Raw genomic sequence first — 17,329 nt, forward strand, 5'->3', positions numbered from 1 at the left:
TATGACCTCCACGCTCCCCGACGCCCCCCGTAGATGGACGCAGGCGCCCGGTCCTCGTTTCGCCGCGAAGACCGCCCTCGACGCACTGTGCTGGGTGCTCGCCATCGTGGTCGCCCAGCTCGTCCGGTTCGAGCTCGAGTACGAGCGCGTGGCCCTCGTGGGGACGGTCCTCCTGTGCGTCATCGCCGTGGTCGCCCAGCTCGTCGTGGCCTACCTGTGGAGCTACTACCACGGCCTGCACAGCTTCGGCAGCTTCTACGAGGCGAAACAGCTCATCGTCGTCGCGCTGATCGTCACCGCGATCCTCATCGCGGTCAACGCGGTGTTCGGCGTCGCGTGGGGGGTTCCACGGTCCACCACGGTGATCGCGTTCCCGTTCGCGATCGTCTTCATGGGCATCACGCGCTACGTCAAGCGACTCTTCGTCGACAGCCGCAGCCGGCCGATCGAGGCGCAGCGCGTCCTCGTCTACGGAGCCGGTGCGCTCGGGATGTCGATCATCCCTCGGCTCATGCGCGACCCGCAGTCGCCCTACCTCCCGGTGGGTGTCATCGACGACGACCCCTCGAAGCGCAACTTCCGCATCGCCTCCGTCGCCGTGGTCGGCACGGGAGCCGACCTGGTGGCGGCCGTCAAGCGCACCGGGGCGCAGGCGCTCATCATCAGCATCGCGGACGTCGACAACGACTTCATCCGCCAGGTCAGTGAGCGAGCCGACGAGGCGAAGCTCCGGGTGCTCGTCGTGCCGCCCATCGACACGATGCTGGCTCCCGGGACGGGCGAGAGCGCGCCGAGCCTGCGCGACCTCAACGTCGAGGACTTCATCGGCCGCAACACCGTCGACCTGCAGGTCGAGAGCATCGCGGGGTACCTCACCGGCAAGCGCGTGCTCGTCACCGGTGCCGGCGGATCCATCGGCTCCGAGATCGCCCGGCAGGTCAACCAGTTCGGTCCGGCGGAGCTCGTCCTGCTCGACCGCGACGAGACAGGGCTCCACACCACGCAGCTCTCGATCTCCGGACACGGTCTGCTCGACACCAAGGAGGTCGTGCTCGCCGACATCCGCGACCTCCCGTCGCTCATGGAGATCTTCGAGGACCGCCGTCCCGACGTCGTCTTCCACGCGGCAGCGTTGAAGCACGCTCCGATGCTCGAGCAGTACCCCGACGAGGCCTGGAAGAACAACGTCCTCGGCACCCTGAACGTGCTGAACGCGGCGCGGGCCGTCGGCGTCGGCACCTTCGTCAACATCTCGACCGACAAGGCCGCGAACCCGACGACCGTCCTCGGCTACAGCAAACGCATCGCCGAGAAGCTCACCGCCTGGATGAGCGCCCAGGAGACCGACGCGCGCTACCTCTCGGTCCGGTTCGGCAACGTCATCGGCAGCCGCGGCTCCGCCATCCCGGCGTTCACCGCCCAGATCGAGGCCGGCGGTCCGGTCACGGTCACGCATCCCGACGTCACCCGCTTCTTCATGACGATCCCCGAAGCGTCGAAGCTCGTCATCCAGGCCGGCGCGATCGGCGACCCGGGCGAGGTCCTCATCCTCGACATGGGCCGTCCGGTCCGCATCCTCGACGTCGCCAAGCGCATGATCGCCGCGTCCGGCAAGGACGTCGAGATCGTGTACACCGGTCTCCGGCACGGCGAGAAGCTGCACGAGGTCCTCATCGACACCGACGAGATCGCCGACCGCTCGAAGCACCCGAAGGTCTCGCACACGCGGATCCAGCCGCTCGACCCGGCACTGCTCGACATCGCCGTCTGGCGGGAGACGATCGCCGACGAGGGCGCCGGCACCCACCACCTGGTGCAATGACGGTTGCCATCCTGGCGGGGGTGCTCGCGCTCGTCGTGAGCCTGCTGTCCCAGCTCGCCATCCGCCCGATCCTCATCCGTCGGTCGGTCGTCGACACCCCGAACCACCGATCCATGCACGTCACCCCGACGATCCGCGGGGGAGGGATCGGCGTCGCCGTCGCGGTCGCCGTCGGTCTCGGCACGGCGGCGGTCCTGCTCCACAGCCTGCCGCTCTGGATCGTCGCCGCCGTGTCGGTCGTGAACGCTGCCATCGGAGCCGTGGAGGACGTCCGCGGACTCCCCGTCCGGGTGCGCTTCGGGTTGCAGGTCGTGCTCGGACTCGTGGCGACCTGGGTGCTCGTCGTGTCGATGGCCGCGAGTTTCTGGTGGATCCCGCTCGGGATCCTGGCACTCGTCGCTTACACGAACATCGCGAACTTCATGGACGGCGTCAACGGCATCTCCTCGATGCACGGCACGGTCGTCGGCGGGTTCTACGCCGGTCTCGGCGCCGTGGCCGGTCTCCCGGGCGTCACGGCAGCCGGCCTCGTCGTGGCGGCCGCGTTCCTCGGGTTCCTGCCGTGGAACCTCGCTCGGCGCCGGATGTTCCTGGGCGACGTCGGCAGCTACCTCCTCGGCGGCTCCCTCGTCGCGGTCGCCATCTACGCGGCCTTCAGCGGTATCTCCTTCGTCGCGCTGATCGGCCCGGTCCTCGTGTACGTCGCGGACACCGGGACGACGATCATCGCGCGCTGGCGGCGGGGGGAGCCGCTGCACGAGGCACATCGCAGCCACGTGTACCAGCGTCTCGCCGCCGGCGGACTCGGTCACCTCGGGTCCACCGCCGTCGTCAGCGTCGCGACCCTCGCCACCGGACTCCTCGGGGTGGTCGTCGCGACCGGCGCCTGGCCCTTCCAGGTCCTCGCCGTCCTCGGCATCCTGCTCGTCCTCGCCGTCTACCTGTGCCTGCCCAGACTGCTCGGAAGACGCCCGAGGCTATGATTGAGCGTCGTCACCCCGATCATCCGGCCGACTGATCACCGATCGGCGGCCCCGTTCAGCCAGGACCCACCACATGCCGCAGACCTTCGATTGCCAGGATCACGCGCAGTTGCTCGCCGGGATGCGCCTGGCGCGGACGGCCCTGGCGAGGGGTGAGCTGGTCGTGCTCCCGACCGACACGGTCTACGGGGTGGCCGCCGACGCGTTCTCGCCGGCCGCGGTACAGCGCCTGCTCGACGCGAAGGGTCGGACCCGGCAGTCACCGCCGCCCGTCCTCGTCTCGGGTGTGAACACGCTCGAGGCCTTGGCGGCGTCCGTGCCCGATGCCGTGCACCGGCTGGTCGAGGCGTTCTGGCCCGGTGGCCTGACCATCGTGCTCGAGGCCCAGCCGTCGCTCGCCTGGGACCTCGGCGAGACCGCCGGCACGGTCGCGCTCCGGATGCCGTCGAACCCGGTGACCCTCGAACTCCTGCAGGACACGGGCCCGCTCGCGGTCTCCTCGGCGAACCTCACCGGCCGACCGGCCGCCACCTCCGCCGCTGCCGCGCTCGAGATGCTCGGCGACTCGGTCTCGGTCTACCTGGACGGCGGCGAGAGCGGCGAGCAGTCGTCGACGATCATCGACGCGACCCGACTCGGAACGGCCGACGAACGGATCGTCGTCCTGCGCGATGGAGCCGTCTCCCGCGAGGCGATCCGCGGCGTGGTGGGCGATCTGCTCCCCGAGCCGCGCGAACCATGAACCAGTTCTCCGGGTACCTCATCGTGCTCGTCGTGAGCGCGGGCATCACCTTCGGCTTCGCCCACCTCGCGCGGCGGGTCGGCGTGAAGTACGGTCTCCACCCGCCGATCCGCGAACGGGACGTCCACCAGACGCCGACGCCGCGCCTCGGTGGGGTCGCGATGTTCATCGGCATCCTCGTCGCGTTCGGCGTGGCCTGGCAGCTGCCCTTCTTCGACCTCGTGTTCGCCGATCCGGAGCCGGTGCTGGCGATCCTCGGTGCCGCCCTGTTCATCGTCGGGATCGGCGTCGCCGACGACCTGTGGGACCTCGACTGGATGATCAAGCTCGCCGCACAGTTCATGGCGGCAGGGCTCGTCGCCTGGCTCGGTGTGCAGATCTACTCCTTGCCCATCGGTGGCCTGACGGTCGGCTCGTCGTGGGTGTCCTTCTCGATGACGGTCTTTGCCATCGTGCTCGTGATGAACGCGATCAACTTCGTCGACGGGCTCGACGGGCTCGTCGCCGGTGTTGCCGTCATCGCGAACACCGTGTTCTTCGTCTACACACAGCTGCTCGTGACCTCCACCGGGGCGAGCGACTACTTCAACCTCGCTTCGCTGATCGCCGCGATCCTCGTCGGTGCGTGCCTCGGCTTCCTCCCGCTCAACTGGCACCCCGCCCGACTGTTCATGGGCGATGCCGGTGCGCTGCTCGTGGGGCTGCTCATGGCGACCTCCGCAGCCGCCGTGACCGGCCAGGTCGACCCGGCTGCCCTGGGCCGCACGCAACTCTTGCCCGCGTTCATCCCGATCCTGCTGCCGTTCGCCATCCTGGTCGTGCCGCTCGCCGACTTCGTGCTGGCCGTCCTCCGTCGTCTCCGCGCCGGCAAGTCGCCGTTCAGCGCCGACCGGATGCACCTCCACCACCGGCTGCTCGACCTCGGTCACAGCCAGGTGCACGCCGTCCTCATCTTCTACGGCTGGACGGTCGTCATCTCCGTCGGATGCCTGGCGTTCTTCGCGGCCCCGACCTGGCTGGCCGTGCTCTTCGTCTCCGTGGGCGTCGTCACCTGCACGGCGTTCACGCTCCTGCCGATCGGTCGCCGCAGGCGGGCCGACCGGCTCGCGCAGCGCGTGGCCGCCGGCACGGAGGGCGCTCCCGGGTCGGCGCTGTACGATCGGCTCGACGAGGCCTCCGGGCAGCGCGACCCCGAGGCGCCCGTGAGCGGCGACACCCTCGACACCCTCGACTCTCTCGCCAAGAAGGACCAGCACCCATGACTCCTCCCGCCCAGGCCGGCTCGCACGCGAGCGCCAACCGGGTCTTCCGCACGGCACTCCGGTACAGCGCGCTCCTCGCGCTCGTGATCGCCGTCGTCGGGGGAGTGGTCGGCTGGAGCGTCGACGGTTCCCGCGGCCTCACGAGTGCGCTCATCGGCACCGCGATGGCGCTCGTGTTCCTCGGCATCACCTCGGTGAGCATCCTCTTCGCCAACCGCTGGTCCGGCCAGGAGTTCTTCGTCGGCATCCTGTTCGGGGTGGTGATGGGCAGCTGGCTCGTGAAGTTCGTCATCTTCCTCGTGCTCGGCTTCATCCTGAAGGACCAGCCGTGGGTCAACGCACCGATCCTGTTCGGGAGCGTCATCGTCGGTGTCGTCGGATCGCTCGTGATCGACGCCGTCGTGGCGGCGAAGGTGCGGGTGCCCTACGTCTCGGACGACATCCTCCCGAAGGCGTCGCCGCAGGACTCCGACCAGGGCTGACGCTGCGGACGCATCCAGGTCGCGCGGGAGCATGCCGGAACCGGTATCCGAGGCACAGCCGAGGTCCCAGCTCGGAATATAGCCGTGGAATACCACCCCTGGGTTCGTCGGGGCCGGGTTTCCTTGCTAGACTCGTCAACGAATCCTCCCACTAGCACCGCTTCGGCGTGCGGCGAGGAGACATCCCCCCTGTTCGTCGCCGCGAGAGCTCTGCTCCACGCCCCCGAAACTGGAGATACGTGCTGTTCGCTAACGCCGTGCACCTGATCGCACCGATGGCCGCCGAAGATGGCGAGTTCCACGGTCCGTCGATCGACGAGTTCTTCCCCGACATCATCCTCTTCGAGGGCACGCCCTTCGCGATCAACCGGGTCATCCTGATCCGGTTCATCGCGGTGATCGCCCTCCTCCTGTTCTTCTGGCTGTCGACGCGCAAGATGCGCCTCGTCCCCGGCCGCGCGCAGAGCCTCGCCGAGATGGGGCTCGGCTTCGTCCGCGTCAACATCGCGGAAGACCTGCTCGGCAAGAAGGACGGCCTCCGGTTCCTGCCGATCCTGACGACCATCTTCTTCATGGTCCTCGCGATGAACCTGACGGGCATCATCCCCGGGCTGAACCTGGCCGGTACCTCGGTCATCGGTGTCCCGTTGGTGCTCGCACTGGTGTCCTACGTCACCTTCATCTACGCCGGTATCAAGAAGAGCCCGGGCAAGTTCTTCAAGAACTCCCTCTTCCCCTCCGGGGTGCCGTGGCCGGTGTACATCATCGTCACGCCGATCGAGCTCATCTCGACCTTCGTCATCCGCCCGCTCACGCTGACGCTCCGACTCCTCATGAACATGATCGTCGGGCACCTGCTCCTCGTGCTGTTCTTCGCGGCGACGCAGTTCTTCATCGTGAACCTCGGCGGATGGTTCGCCCTGATGGGTGTCGGGACGCTGGCCTTCGGCCTCGTCTTCACCCTCTTCGAACTCCTGGTCGCAGTTCTCCAGGCCTACGTCTTCACCCTCCTCACCGCGGTCTACATCCAGCTCGCGGTCGCAGAAGAGCACTAATCGAGCCCGGCACCCGCCAGGTCTCACCCAACGGAAGGAAACAAACGTGGACGCAACTACCGTTCTCGCCGCCCTTGAAGGAAACATCGCGACGGTCGGTTACGGTCTCGCAGCCATCGGCCCCGCCATCGGTGTGGGTATCGTCGTCGGCAAGACGATCGAAGGCACCGCGCGTCAGCCCGAGCTGGGTGGTCGTCTCCAGGTCCTCATGTGGATCGGTATCGCCTTCACCGAGGCGCTCGCCTTCATCGGCATCGCGACCTACTTCATCTTCGTCTAAGCCCCCTTTCACATCTCCGAAGGAGGCAAGATGTTTGATGCAGTGATCATCGCTGCTGAAGAGGGCGCTCCGACGAACCCTCTCATCCCAGCGGTCTACGACATCGTCTGGTCTGCCGTCGTCTTCATCATCATCCTCGGCTTCTTCTGGAAGCTGGTCCTGCCCAAGGTGCAGAAGCTCCTCGACGACCGCGCAGCGGCCATCGAGGGCAACATCGCCAAGGCCGATGAAGCGCAGAAGCAGGCCGAAGCGGCGCTCGAGCAGTACAACGCTCAGCTCGCCGAGGCCCGTCAGGAAGCCGGCCGCATCCGCGAGCAGGCTCGTGTCGAGGGTCAGACGATCCTCGCCGAGCTCAAGGAGCAGGCCACGGTCGAAGCCGCTCGCGTCACCGCGAGCGCTCAGGCACAGATCGAAGCCGAGCGTCAGGCGGTCGTCGTGTCGCTGCGTGCCGAGGTCGGCACGCTCGCGCTCGACCTCGCCAGTGGCGTCATCGGCGAGACGCTGAACGACGACGCGAAGGCCACGGCGGTCGTCGACCGGTTCCTCGCGGACCTCGAAGCGTCGGAGAAGGCAGCCAAGTAATGGGAAGCGCGACCAGAGAAGCACTCGCCTCGTCGAAGGAGGCCCTCGCCGCCCTCGGCGCCGGGGCCGATCTGGCCACCGCGGACGGACTGTTCGCAGCGGGCCGGGCCATCGGCGGCTCGAGCCACCTGAGCGCGGCGCTCAGCGACCCCGCAGCCGACGCCGGTGCCAAGCGCACCGTCGTCGAGCGGATCTTCGGCACCCAGCTGAGCGCGCAGGCGCTCGGCCTGCTGCAGACCGTCGTCTCCGGCCGCTGGTCCAGCGAGGCCGACCTGCTCGCAGGCATCGAGGAGCTCGGCCTCCGGGCCGCCTCGATCTCCGCCGGTGCGCAGGGCGACATCGAGGCCGAGTTGTTCGAGTTCGGGAAGCTCGTGTCGAGCAACCACGAGCTCGAACTCGCGCTCAGCAGCAAGCTCGGTTCGTCCGCTGCGAAGGGCGCCCTGGCGGCGTCCCTCCTCGCGGGCAAGGCGAGCCCGCAGACCGTCAGCATCGTCGGTCAGCTCGTGCAGCAGCCGCGAGACCGTCGGATCGGAGAACTGCTCCGGCACGCATCAGGCATCGTCGCCGACCAGCAGGGCCTCGCGGTCGCCACGGTCACGGCAGCCGCACCGATCGAGGCGTCGCAGCTCCAGCGCCTCGAGCGCCACCTCGCCACGGCGTACGGCCGTCAGGTGAAGATCAACCAGGTGATCGACCCCGCCGTCGTCGGTGGACTGCGCGTGCAGCTCGGGGACGACGTCATCGACGGCAGCCTCGCTGCCCGACTGAACGACCTCCGTCTGCAACTGGCCGGATAACGGCCCGTGCAGCGCGGGGACCGGCCCGACGGTCTCCACAACTCAAGACGTTGATCCTGACGGATCGCACCTCTCGGAACCCCCGGGTTCCACAACCAAAAGGAACATGATGGCAGAACTCACGATCAGCCCAGACGAGATCCGGGATGCTCTCAAGGACTTCGTCAAGGCCTACGAGCCCGGCACCGCCGCGGCCACCGAGGTCGGACGCGTGATCGATGCCGCTGACGGCATCGCCCACGTCGAGGGCCTCCCGGGCGCCATGGCGAACGAGCTCCTCCGCTTCGCGAACGGCACCCTCGGCCTCGCGCTGAACCTCGACGAGCACGAGATCGGCGTCGTCGTCCTCGGTGAGTTCGACGAGATCGTCGAAGGCATGGACGTCACCCGCACGGGCGAGGTCCTCTCGGTCCCCGTCGGCGACGGCTACCTCGGCCGTGTCGTCGACACGCTCGGCAACCCGATCGACGGCCTCGGCGAGATCGCCAGCACCGGCCGCCGCGCACTGGAGCTCCAGGCTCCCGGCGTCATGCAGCGCAAGTCGGTTCACGAGCCGCTCCAGACCGGCATCAAGGCGATCGACGCCATGATCCCCGTCGGCCGTGGCCAGCGCCAGCTCATCATCGGCGACCGCCAGACCGGCAAGACCGCGATCGCGATCGACACCATCATCAACCAGAAGGCCAACTGGGAGTCGGGCGACGTCAACAAGCAGGTCCGCTGCATCTACGTCGCCATCGGCCAGAAGGGCTCGACCATCGCCTCCGTCAAGGGTGCGCTGGAAGAGGCCGGCGCGCTCGAGTACACGACGATCGTCGCCTCGCCTGCGTCCGACCCGGCCGGCTTCAAGTACCTCGCTCCGTACACCGGCTCGGCCATCGGCCAGCACTGGATGTACGAGGGCAAGCACGTCCTGATCATCTTCGACGACCTGTCGAAGCAGGCCGAGGCCTACCGTGCCGTCTCCCTCCTCCTCCGTCGTCCGCCGGGACGCGAGGCCTACCCGGGTGACGTCTTCTACCTGCACTCCCGTCTGCTGGAGCGTTGCGCGAAGCTGTCCGACGAACTCGGCGCCGGTTCGATGACGGGTCTGCCGATCATCGAGACCAAGGCGAACGACGTCTCGGCGTACATCCCGACCAACGTGATCTCGATCACCGACGGTCAGATCTTCCTGCAGTCCGACCTCTTCAACTCCAACCAGCGCCCCGCGGTCGACGTCGGTATCTCCGTCTCGCGCGTCGGTGGTGACGCTCAGGTGAAGAGCATCAAGAAGGTCTCCGGAACGCTGAAGCTCGAGCTCGCGCAGTACCGCTCGCTCGAGGCGTTCGCGATGTTCGCCTCGGACCTCGACGCGGCCAGCCGCCGTCAGCTCGCCCGAGGCGCCCGCCTCACCGAGCTGCTCAAGCAGCCGCAGTACTCGCCGTACCCCGTCGAGGAGCAGGTCGTCTCGATCTGGGCCGGAACCAAGGGCAAGCTGGACGACGTCCCGGTCGAGGACGTCCTCCGCTTCGAGCGCGAACTGCTCGACTACCTGGGTCGGAACACCGAGGTCCTCACCACGCTGCGCGACACGAACGTGCTCGACGACGACACCGTCTCGAAGCTCGATGCCGCTGTCGACCAGTTCAAGCTCGAGTTCCAGACGGGCGAGGGCGCTGCCCTCGGTTCGGAGCAGGTCGAGGAGCTCCCGGTTGAAGACGTCAACCAGGAGAAGATCGTGAAGGGTCGCCGCTAGTCCATGGGCGCTCAACTCCGGGTCTACACGCAGAAGATCAAGTCTGCGCAGACGACCAAGAAGATCACGAAGGCGATGGAGCTCATCGCCGCGTCGCGCATCCAGAAGGCGCAGGCGCGGGTGGCGGCATCCGGACCCTATTCTCGTGCGATCACTCGTGCCGTGTCCGCCGTCGCGACGTACTCCAACGTCGACCACGTGCTCACGACCGAGCCGGAGAAGGTTGAGCGGGCTGCGGTCGTCGTGTTCGCATCCGACCGAGGCCTCGCCGGCGCCTTCAACTCGCAGGTCCTCCGTGAGGCCGCCGAGCTGACCGAGCTCCTGCGTAGCCAGGGTAAGGACGTCACGCACTACCTCGTGGGCCGGAAGGCCGTCGCCTACTTCACGTTCCGACGGATGCAGGCTGCAGGGGAGTGGGTCGGCAACACGGAGAACCCCGACTTCGCCACGGCGCAGGAGATCAGCGAGTCCATCCTCAAGGCGTTCCTCACGGACGCCTCCGAGGGTGGCGTCGACGAGATCCACATCGTCTACAACCGCCTCGTGAGCATGATGACGCAGACCCCCGAGGTCGTCCGTCTCCTGCCGCTCGAGGTCGTCGAAGGCGTCGAGGAGCCCACCGACACCGCTGTGCTGCCGCTGTACGAGTTCGAGCCGGATGCCGAGAGCGTGCTCGATGCACTGCTCCCGAACTACATCGAGAGCCGGATCTTCAACGCGCTGTTGCAGTCCTCCGCCGCGAAGCACGCCGCGACGCAGAAGGCGATGAAGTCGGCCAGCGACAACGCCGACAAGCTCATCACCGACTACACCCGCCTCCGCAACAACGCGAGGCAGGCCGAGATTACCCAGCAGATTTCCGAAATCGTTGGCGGCGCAGACGCGCTCTCGTCCTAGTCATCGCAACACGCACACGTATCTGTAGAGACAGAGAAGAGAAGAACATGACTCCCACCGCAACTGCCGAGCAGGGCGCTGCAGAGGTGAAGGCCGGCGCCGTCGGCCGCATCTCCCGCGTCACCGGCCCGGTCGTCGACATCGAGTTCCCGCACGACGCGATCCCGGGCATCTACAACGCCCTGAAGACCAGCGTCGTGATCGGCGAGCAGACGATGGTCCTCACGCTCGAGGTCGCACAGCACCTCGGCGACGACCTCGTGCGCGCCATCGCCCTGAACCCGACGGACGGCCTCGTCCGCGGCCAGGAGGTCACCGACACGGGTTCGCCCATCTCGGTGCCCGTCGGCGACGTCACCAAGGGCAAGGTCTTCAACGTCATCGGCGAGGTGCTCAACGCCGAGCCCGGCGAGCAGATCGAGATCACCGAGCGCTGGCCGATCCACCGCCAGCCGCCGTCGTTCGACCAGCTCGAATCGAAGACGCAGCTGTTCGAGACCGGCATCAAGGTCATCGACCTCCTGACGCCGTACGTCCTCGGTGGCAAGATCGGTCTGTTCGGTGGTGCCGGTGTCGGCAAGACCGTCCTCATCCAGGAGATGATCCAGCGCGTCGCGCAGGACCACGGTGGTGTGTCGGTGTTCGCCGGCGTCGGTGAGCGCACCCGTGAGGGCAACGACCTCATCCACGAGATGGAAGAGGCGGGTGTCTTCGAGAAGACGGCCCTCGTGTTCGGCCAGATGGACGAGCCGCCGGGAACGCGTCTCCGCGTCGCCCTCTCCGCGCTGACGATGGCGGAGTACTTCCGCGACGTCCAGAAGCAGGACGTGCTGCTCTTCATCGACAACATCTTCCGCTTCACCCAGGCCGGTTCCGAGGTGTCGACCCTGCTCGGTCGTATGCCGTCCGCCGTGGGGTACCAGCCGAACCTCGCAGACGAGATGGGTCTCCTCCAGGAGCGCATCACCTCGACGCGTGGTCACTCGATCACCTCGCTGCAGGCGATCTACGTCCCCGCCGACGACTACACCGACCCGGCACCGGCGACCACCTTCGCGCACCTCGACGCGACGACCGAGCTCTCCCGTGAGATCGCGTCGAAGGGTCTGTACCCGGCCGTCGACCCGCTGACCTCGACGAGCCGTATCCTCGACCCCCGCTACCTGGGTGCCGACCACTACCGCGTCGCCACCACGGTCAAGCAGATCCTCCAGAAGAACAAGGAACTGCAGGAGATCATCGCCATCCTCGGTGTCGACGAGCTCTCCGAGGAAGACAAGATCACGGTGTCGCGTGCGCGCCGGATCCAGCAGTTCCTCTCGCAGAACACCTACATGGCGAAGAAGTTCACCGGTGTCGAGGGTTCGACCGTTCCGCTCAAGGAGACGATCGAGTCGTTCGACGCCATCGCCAAGGGTGAGTTCGACCACGTGGCCGAGCAGGCCTTCTTCAACGTCGGTGCCATCTCCGACGTCGAAGAGAAGTGGGCTCAGATCCAGAAGGAGAACGGCTAGTCATGGCCTCCGCTCCTCTGACCGTGAGCGTCGTCGCGGCCGACCACGAAGTGTGGTCGGGCCCGGCACGCCAGCTGATCGCGAAGACCGTTGACGGCGAGATCGGTATCCTGCCCGGCCACGAGCCGATGCTGGCCATCCTCGCCGCCGGTGAGGTCCGTGTCACGCTCGAAGACGGCTCGAAGATCGTCGCGAACGCTGAAGACGGCTTCCTGTCGGTCGAGAACAACACCGTCACCGTCGTGGCCGGCAACGCCACGCTCGTGACCAGCTCCTGATTCGGTGCTGATCCTCCTTCCCCCTTCGGAGACGAAGCGGGACGGCGGCGACGGACGAGCCCTGGACACCGCCCTGCTGCGGTTTCCAGGGCTCTCCTCGTCCCGGAACGATGTCGTCGATGCCCTGGTGTCGCTCGCTGCCGATGAGACCGCGACGGTGAAGGCTCTGAAGCTCGGCCCCAAGCAGCTCGGTGAGGTCCAGCGCAACCGCGAGGCGGCGACGGCCGCGACGATGCCGGCGATCGACCGGTATACGGGGGTGCTGTACGACGCGCTCGAAGCAGCCACGCTCTCAGCGGACGCGCGACGCTTCGCCGCTGAGCACCTGGTCGTGCACTCGGCGTTGCTCGGCCCGGTCGGCGCGCTCGATCCCATTCCGGCGTATCGACTCTCCCACGACTCCAGGCTCCCCGGGTTCGTCCTGAAACGTCACTGGGCGGTGCCGGTCGCGCGCGAGCTGGACGGCGTCCAGGGTGTCTTGCTGGACCTGCGCTCGGAAGGTTACGCGGCGCTCGGGCCGTTGCCGGATCGCGTCGGGGCCGTCTACCTGCGCGTGCTCACGGTCGGCGACGATGGCCGCCGTCGCGCGCTCAACCACTTCAACAAGCAGGGTAAGGGCCGGTTCATCCGCGCGCTCTTGGAGGCCGGTGTGGACCACCCTGATGTCGACTCGTTGCTCGACTGGGCGCGATCGACCGGATGGGTGCTCGACGTCCACGCCCATGCCGACGACGGTCGGGTGACCGAGCTCGCCCTCGTCGTCTGACCCCTCCGGATCAGGGAGCGCTCTCGGAGCGCCAGCAGCCGACGAGGTGGTCGTCGACGAGCCCTCCGGACTGCATGAGGGCGTACATCGTCGTCGGGCCGACGAACCGGTAGCCGCGCTTCCGCAGGTGGGCGCTGAGCGCGGTGGACTCGGGGGTCACCGCGGGGACCTCGGTCCACTGGGCGAACCGCACGGGCCGTGGCGGGGGAGCGAAGCTCCAGAGGAGCTCGTCCAGGTCGTCGCCCAGCTCGAGGGCGGTGCGGGCATTGCCGATGACCGCGTTGATCTTCCCGCGGTGCCGGATGATCCGGGCGTCATCGAGGAGGCTCTCGACATCCGCCTCCGTCATGGCTGCGACGGCGTCGAGGTCGAAGCCGTGGAACCGTTCCCGGAACGCCGGTCGCTTCCGAAGGATCGTGATCCAGGAGAGCCCGGCCTGGAACCCTTCGAGACTGATCTTCTCGAAGACCTGCCGCTGTCCGTGGAGCGGCACGCCCCACTCCTCGTCGTGATAGCGCTGGTACTCCGCGTCCGTCCCCGCCCAGGCGCAGCGGGTCAGACCGTCGGTGCCGACGATGGTCGGGGAGGCTGGACTCATCGGCGGTACGGGATCCCTTCGTGGTCGAGGAGCCAGCGTTTGGTGGCCGGTCCGTCTCCGCCAGAATAGCCCGTCACGATCCGCCCGGTTCCGAGGACGCGATGACAGGGGATGAGGAGCGCGATGGTGTTCGCCCGAACCGCCTGGCCGGCCGCCCGGCCGCCCTGCGGGGCGCCGGCCGTGGCCGCAAGGGCGCCGTACCCGATGGAGTCGCCGAACGGCACCTCGCCGAGCGCCGACCAGACCGCCTGCTGGAACGGCGTGCCGGTCGTGACGAGCGGGAGGTCGAACACGGTGCGTCGTCCGCGGAAGTACTCGTCGATCTGCTCAGCGGCGTCGAGGAGGACCGCGGTGGGGCGTTCGTCCACCCCGTCGAGCGGGAGTCGCCCGTGGTGCTCGAAGCGCACGGCTGAGACCGCGTCGTCGACGGAGCGGAGCTCGATCCGCCCCACCGGTGTCGGCATCCGGAGGAAGCCCTCGGCGGTCGGGTCGGCGATGACGGAGCAGGGGAGTACGGGATCGGTGATGGTGAGGTGTGTGGTCATGCACCGAGCGTAGGAAGCCCGTGATCGGCGCGATGCGTCACGTGGGCCTGGCCGCGACACCAGGGGCCGACGGGTGCCTGTGGAGGACGCTCGGGCTAGCCTGGATGCATGTCTGATCTCAGCTATCGCCCACTCGGTCGCAGCGGCCTCCTCGTCTCAGCGGTCGGCATCGGCTGCAACAACTTCGGACGCGAGGGCACGGTCACCGAGAACCTGGACGGCACGCGAGCCGTCGTCGGCGCGGCCATCGACGCCGGGGTCACCCTCTTCGACACCGCCGACATCTACGGCCGGGAGTACGGGCTGAGCGAACAACTCCTCGGGCAGGCGATCGTCGGACGGCGGGATGAGATCGTGCTCGCGACCAAGTTCGGCCATGTGGACTACGAGAGCCCGATCCCGAACTGGGGGGCCAAGGGCTCCCGTCGCTACATCCGGCTCGCGGTCGAGGGCTCGCTCCGCCGCCTGGGCACCGACTGGATCGACCTGTACCAGCTGCACACCCCCGACCCGTTCACGCCGATCGAGGAGACGATCGCGGCCCTGGACGAGCTCGTCCAGGAGGGGAAGATCCGCTACGCCGGCCACTCGAACTTCGCCGGTTGGCAGCTGACCGAGGCGGACTGGGCGGCTCGCACCGCCGGCCACCCCGCCTTCATCTCGGCCCAGAACGAGTACAGCCTGCTCGTCCGGGGCGCGGAGCGCGAGCTGTTCCCGGCCATGCGCGCCGCCGGCGTCGGCTTCCTCCCGTACTTCCCGCTCTACAACGGCCTGTTCACGGGGAAGTTCTCCCGTGACGGCGGGCCGGCGGACAGCCGCATCATGCGCCAGCGCAAGCACCTGCTCGACACGGCACCTTGGGACGCGATCGAGGCCTACCAGGCCTTCTGCGACGAGCGCGGCATCTCCATGCTCGAGGCGACCTTCGGCTGGTTGCTCGCCCAGGACGGGCTCACGAGTGTCATCGCCGGCGCGACCACTCCGGAACAGATCCGTGCGAACGCGGCGGCCGGTTCGGCATGGTCGCCGACCGCCGAGGAAGCGGCCTGGATCTCGGACCGCTTCCCCGTCGGTTGAGTCGCCCGGTCAGTCCTTCGAGCGGGGCTGCTTCGGGTCCTGCTTCCGCGGGTCCGAGGACACGGCCGATGATCCCGGGGCGTCCGGAGACGCGAGCTGCCGGAGGTCGAGCTGGGCGGTCATCGTGCCGAAGTGCTCCGTGACCTGCTCCGAGACCTGATCCGACAGCTGTTCGCTCACGTCGGCTGAGACGCTCTCGGTGAGCTCTGCGGCGAACAGACGGCGCTTCGCCCGCTGCTCCCGCCGCACCTCGATGCCGAACGCCTTGAACGAGGAGACGCACATGAGGATGATCACGACGCTGAAGGGCAGCGCGGTGATGATGGCCGCCGTCTGCATCGATGCGAGACCGCCCGCGATGAGCAGCGAGATGGCCAGGAGGCTCGTCACGAGTGCCCAGGCGATCCGGACCCGGTTCCTCGGCTCCGTCCCGCCGGTCGTGAGCATGCCCATCACGAGCGATCCCGAGTCGGCCGAGGTCACGAAGAACAGGAGGATGAGCAGCAGGGCGCCGACGGTCGCGATCGATCCACCGGGCAGGCCGGCGAGCATGTTGAACAGGGCGGTGTTCAGGTCGACGGGACCGTCCGCACCGCTGAAGTCACGCCCCTCCAGTGACTGCATGATGGCGGTGCCGCCGAGTACGGCGAACCAGAGGAAGGTCACGAGGGTCGGGACGAGCAGGACGCCGAGCACGAACTGCCGCACGGTGCGTCCCTTCGAGATGCGGGCGATGAAGACGCCGACGAAGGGTGCCCACGACATCCACCAGCCCCAGTAGAAGGTCGTCCACGAGGACTGCCAGGCCTCGCCCGCAGCACCCTGGTACGCGGAGACGTTGAAGGTGAGTCCGACCACGTTCTGGAGGTACGCGCCCATCGACTGCACCCACTCGCGCAACAGGAACAGCGTCGGGCCGGCGAACAGGACGAAGAACAGCAGCAGCGCCGCGAGGACGAGGTTGGTGTTCGAGATCCACTTCATGCCCTTGTGCACGCCGGAGACGAGGGAGAAGATCGTGACGCCGGTGATCACGAGGATGAGGATGACCTGCGTGACGATGTTCGGTTCGGCGATGCCCGTGTACCCGAGCCCCGCGGAGATCTGCAGCACACCGAGGCCGAGCGAGGTCGCGACGCCGAACACGGTACCGATGACGGCGATCGCGTCGATCGCATTGCCCCAGCCGCCCTGCACGCGCTTGCCGAGCAACGGCTCGATCGACCACCGGATCGACATCGGGCGCCCCTTGCGGTGCACGGCGTACGCCAGCGCCACACCCACGACCGCGTAGATCGACCAGGCGTGGAGTCCCCAGTGGAGATAGGTCTGACTCATGGCCTGCTGGGCCAGGGACTGCTGGGAGCCCGTGACCCCGGGGCGCGGCTCGAGGAAGTGTGTGAGCGGCTCACCGACACCGTAGAAGACCAGACCGATCCCCATTCCGGCGGCGAACAGCATGGAGAACCAGGACAGGAGCGAGAACTCCGGTTCGTCGTCGTCCTTGCCGAGCTTGATGTCGCCGAACTTCGAGACGGCGAAGACGATCGCCACGATGACGAACCCGGCGACGAGCAGGACGTAGTACCACCCGAGGCCTCCGATGATCCCGGACTGGATGGCGTTGAAGACGGACTCGGCCTGTTTCGGGAGCAGGATCGAGAACAGCGCGACACCGAGGATGACCACGAGGGCCGGCCCGAGCACCCAGGGGATGACCTTCGCGGGGGCGCCACCAGCCGCCGCGTCGGAGGTGGGGATGGTCTTCGTGCTCACGTGTGCGCTCCTCGGGCCGTGCGGGCGACCCTGCGTCGCCACGATCATCAAGGGTAGGGAGCCGCGGCGATCCGGACAACGTTGCGCAGCGGGCCCTGGTGTGCAGTCCGGCGTGCGCGCTCGTCGACCGGCTGG

At 67.8% G+C, this 17,329-nt stretch carries 18 protein-coding genes; 15 read left to right on the forward strand and 3 right to left on the reverse strand.

Annotation, left to right across the window (positions count from 1 at the left end; genetic code table 11):
- The first annotated feature begins 1 nt into the window (after position 1).
- The 14 genes from IFU11_RS07265 to IFU11_RS07330 all read left to right on the forward strand — a co-directional run bounded on the left by IFU11_RS07265 (position 2) and on the right by IFU11_RS07330 (position 13,198).
- On the forward strand, positions 2-1,822 hold the full coding sequence (locus IFU11_RS07265) for a polysaccharide biosynthesis protein (protein WP_079002758.1): 1,821 nt from the start codon (positions 2-4) through the stop codon (positions 1,820-1,822).
- Positions 1,819-2,805, forward strand: a complete 987-nt coding sequence (locus IFU11_RS07270; RefSeq protein WP_137243295.1) for an MraY family glycosyltransferase — start codon at positions 1,819-1,821, stop codon at positions 2,803-2,805. The genes IFU11_RS07265 and IFU11_RS07270 overlap by 4 nt, the downstream gene beginning before the upstream one ends.
- Before the next feature lie 73 nt (positions 2,806-2,878).
- Positions 2,879-3,547, forward strand: a complete 669-nt coding sequence (locus IFU11_RS07275) for an L-threonylcarbamoyladenylate synthase (RefSeq protein WP_079707193.1) — start codon at positions 2,879-2,881, stop codon at positions 3,545-3,547.
- A complete protein-coding gene (locus IFU11_RS07280; RefSeq protein ID WP_086473957.1) occupies positions 3,544-4,809 on the forward strand; it encodes an MraY family glycosyltransferase in 1,266 nt (421 codons plus the stop codon). Before IFU11_RS07275 ends, IFU11_RS07280 begins: the two co-directional genes overlap by 4 nt.
- Positions 4,806-5,291 (forward strand): hypothetical protein, encoded by a 486-nt coding sequence (locus tag IFU11_RS07285; protein ID WP_085513235.1) that lies wholly within the window; start codon positions 4,806-4,808, stop codon positions 5,289-5,291. The genes IFU11_RS07280 and IFU11_RS07285 overlap by 4 nt, the downstream gene beginning before the upstream one ends.
- Positions 5,292-5,566: 275 nt before the next feature.
- Entirely contained in the window at positions 5,567-6,346 is a 780-nt protein-coding gene (gene atpB / locus IFU11_RS07290; RefSeq protein WP_175117868.1) for a F0F1 ATP synthase subunit A, read from the forward strand.
- A gap of 46 nt (positions 6,347-6,392) precedes the next feature.
- Positions 6,393-6,626 carry an ATP synthase F0 subunit C gene (gene atpE, locus IFU11_RS07295; protein ID WP_064295310.1) on the forward strand — a complete coding sequence of 78 codons (234 nt, stop codon included), beginning with the start codon at positions 6,393-6,395 and terminating at the stop codon, positions 6,624-6,626.
- Between the two features lie 30 nt (positions 6,627-6,656).
- On the forward strand, positions 6,657-7,208 hold the full coding sequence (locus tag IFU11_RS07300; protein ID WP_192018553.1) for a F0F1 ATP synthase subunit B: 552 nt from the start codon (positions 6,657-6,659) through the stop codon (positions 7,206-7,208).
- Positions 7,208-8,005 carry a F0F1 ATP synthase subunit delta gene (locus IFU11_RS07305; RefSeq protein ID WP_192018554.1) on the forward strand — a complete coding sequence of 266 codons (798 nt, stop codon included), beginning with the start codon at positions 7,208-7,210 and terminating at the stop codon, positions 8,003-8,005. Before IFU11_RS07300 ends, IFU11_RS07305 begins: the two co-directional genes overlap by 1 nt.
- Before the next feature lie 109 nt (positions 8,006-8,114).
- The gene (gene atpA / locus IFU11_RS07310) at positions 8,115-9,743 is read left to right on the forward strand and encodes a F0F1 ATP synthase subunit alpha (protein WP_071262368.1); all 1,629 of its coding nucleotides are present in this window, start codon (positions 8,115-8,117) and stop codon (positions 9,741-9,743) included.
- A 3-nt stretch (positions 9,744-9,746) separates the two neighbouring features.
- Positions 9,747-10,640 (forward strand): F0F1 ATP synthase subunit gamma, encoded by an 894-nt coding sequence (locus IFU11_RS07315; protein WP_064295314.1) that lies wholly within the window; start codon positions 9,747-9,749, stop codon positions 10,638-10,640.
- 47 nt (positions 10,641-10,687) lie between these two features.
- On the forward strand, positions 10,688-12,154 hold the full coding sequence (atpD, locus tag IFU11_RS07320) for a F0F1 ATP synthase subunit beta (RefSeq protein WP_064295315.1): 1,467 nt from the start codon (positions 10,688-10,690) through the stop codon (positions 12,152-12,154).
- Positions 12,155-12,156: 2 nt separating this feature from the next.
- Positions 12,157-12,432: a F0F1 ATP synthase subunit epsilon gene (locus IFU11_RS07325; protein ID WP_064295316.1), complete on the forward strand. Its 276-nt coding sequence runs from the start codon at positions 12,157-12,159 to the stop codon at positions 12,430-12,432.
- A gap of 4 nt (positions 12,433-12,436) precedes the next feature.
- Entirely contained in the window at positions 12,437-13,198 is a 762-nt protein-coding gene (locus tag IFU11_RS07330) for a YaaA family protein (protein ID WP_137243294.1), read from the forward strand.
- A 10-nt stretch (positions 13,199-13,208) separates the two neighbouring features.
- Here the strand turns inward: IFU11_RS07330 and IFU11_RS07335 are convergent, their stop codons facing one another.
- Both IFU11_RS07335 and IFU11_RS07340 read right to left on the reverse strand, forming a co-directional pair.
- Positions 13,209-13,796 (reverse strand): DNA-3-methyladenine glycosylase I, encoded by a 588-nt coding sequence (locus IFU11_RS07335; RefSeq protein ID WP_137243293.1) that lies wholly within the window; start codon positions 13,794-13,796, stop codon positions 13,209-13,211.
- Complete coding sequence (locus tag IFU11_RS07340; RefSeq protein ID WP_240044035.1) at positions 13,793-14,341, reverse strand: methylated-DNA--[protein]-cysteine S-methyltransferase; 549 nt, start codon at positions 14,339-14,341, stop codon at positions 13,793-13,795. Before IFU11_RS07340 ends, IFU11_RS07335 begins: the two co-directional genes overlap by 4 nt.
- A 108-nt stretch (positions 14,342-14,449) precedes the next feature.
- On the opposite strand from IFU11_RS07340, the gene IFU11_RS07345 reads away from it, so the two are divergent.
- On the forward strand, positions 14,450-15,418 hold the full coding sequence (locus IFU11_RS07345; protein ID WP_192018555.1) for an aldo/keto reductase: 969 nt from the start codon (positions 14,450-14,452) through the stop codon (positions 15,416-15,418).
- A 9-nt stretch (positions 15,419-15,427) separates the two neighbouring features.
- On the opposite strand, the gene IFU11_RS07350 is transcribed toward IFU11_RS07345, so the two are convergent.
- Positions 15,428-17,194, reverse strand: coding sequence for a BCCT family transporter (locus tag IFU11_RS07350; protein ID WP_371742738.1), 1,767 nt, complete (start codon positions 17,192-17,194; stop codon positions 15,428-15,430).
- Positions 17,195-17,329: the final 135 nt, after the last annotated feature.

Origin of the sequence: Plantibacter sp. CFBP 8804 (genome assembly GCF_014841225.1) — a bacterium.
GTDB lineage: Bacteria > Actinomycetota > Actinomycetes > Actinomycetales > Microbacteriaceae > Plantibacter > Plantibacter auratus.

Coding starts and splice junctions, on each gene's coding strand:
- IFU11_RS07345 (WP_192018555.1), top strand. CDS start 14,450: ATGTCTGATCTCAGCTATCGCCCACTCGGTCGCAGCGGCCTCCTCGTC.
- IFU11_RS07325 (WP_064295316.1), top strand. CDS start 12,157: ATGGCCTCCGCTCCTCTGACCGTGAGCGTCGTCGCGGCCGACCACGAA.
- atpA (WP_071262368.1), top strand. CDS start 8,115: ATGGCAGAACTCACGATCAGCCCAGACGAGATCCGGGATGCTCTCAAG.
- IFU11_RS07300 (WP_192018553.1), top strand. CDS start 6,657: ATGTTTGATGCAGTGATCATCGCTGCTGAAGAGGGCGCTCCGACGAAC.
- IFU11_RS07270 (WP_137243295.1), top strand. CDS start 1,819: ATGACGGTTGCCATCCTGGCGGGGGTGCTCGCGCTCGTCGTGAGCCTG.
- IFU11_RS07280 (WP_086473957.1), top strand. CDS start 3,544: ATGAACCAGTTCTCCGGGTACCTCATCGTGCTCGTCGTGAGCGCGGGC.
- IFU11_RS07305 (WP_192018554.1), top strand. CDS start 7,208: ATGGGAAGCGCGACCAGAGAAGCACTCGCCTCGTCGAAGGAGGCCCTC.
- IFU11_RS07340 (WP_240044035.1), bottom strand. CDS start 14,341: ATGACCACACACCTCACCATCACCGATCCCGTACTCCCCTGCTCCGTC.
- IFU11_RS07275 (WP_079707193.1), top strand. CDS start 2,879: ATGCCGCAGACCTTCGATTGCCAGGATCACGCGCAGTTGCTCGCCGGG.
- atpD (WP_064295315.1), top strand. CDS start 10,688: ATGACTCCCACCGCAACTGCCGAGCAGGGCGCTGCAGAGGTGAAGGCC.
- IFU11_RS07265 (WP_079002758.1), top strand. CDS start 2: ATGACCTCCACGCTCCCCGACGCCCCCCGTAGATGGACGCAGGCGCCC.
- IFU11_RS07335 (WP_137243293.1), bottom strand. CDS start 13,796: ATGAGTCCAGCCTCCCCGACCATCGTCGGCACCGACGGTCTGACCCGC.
- IFU11_RS07315 (WP_064295314.1), top strand. CDS start 9,747: ATGGGCGCTCAACTCCGGGTCTACACGCAGAAGATCAAGTCTGCGCAG.
- atpB (WP_175117868.1), top strand. CDS start 5,567: ATGGCCGCCGAAGATGGCGAGTTCCACGGTCCGTCGATCGACGAGTTC.
- IFU11_RS07285 (WP_085513235.1), top strand. CDS start 4,806: ATGACTCCTCCCGCCCAGGCCGGCTCGCACGCGAGCGCCAACCGGGTC.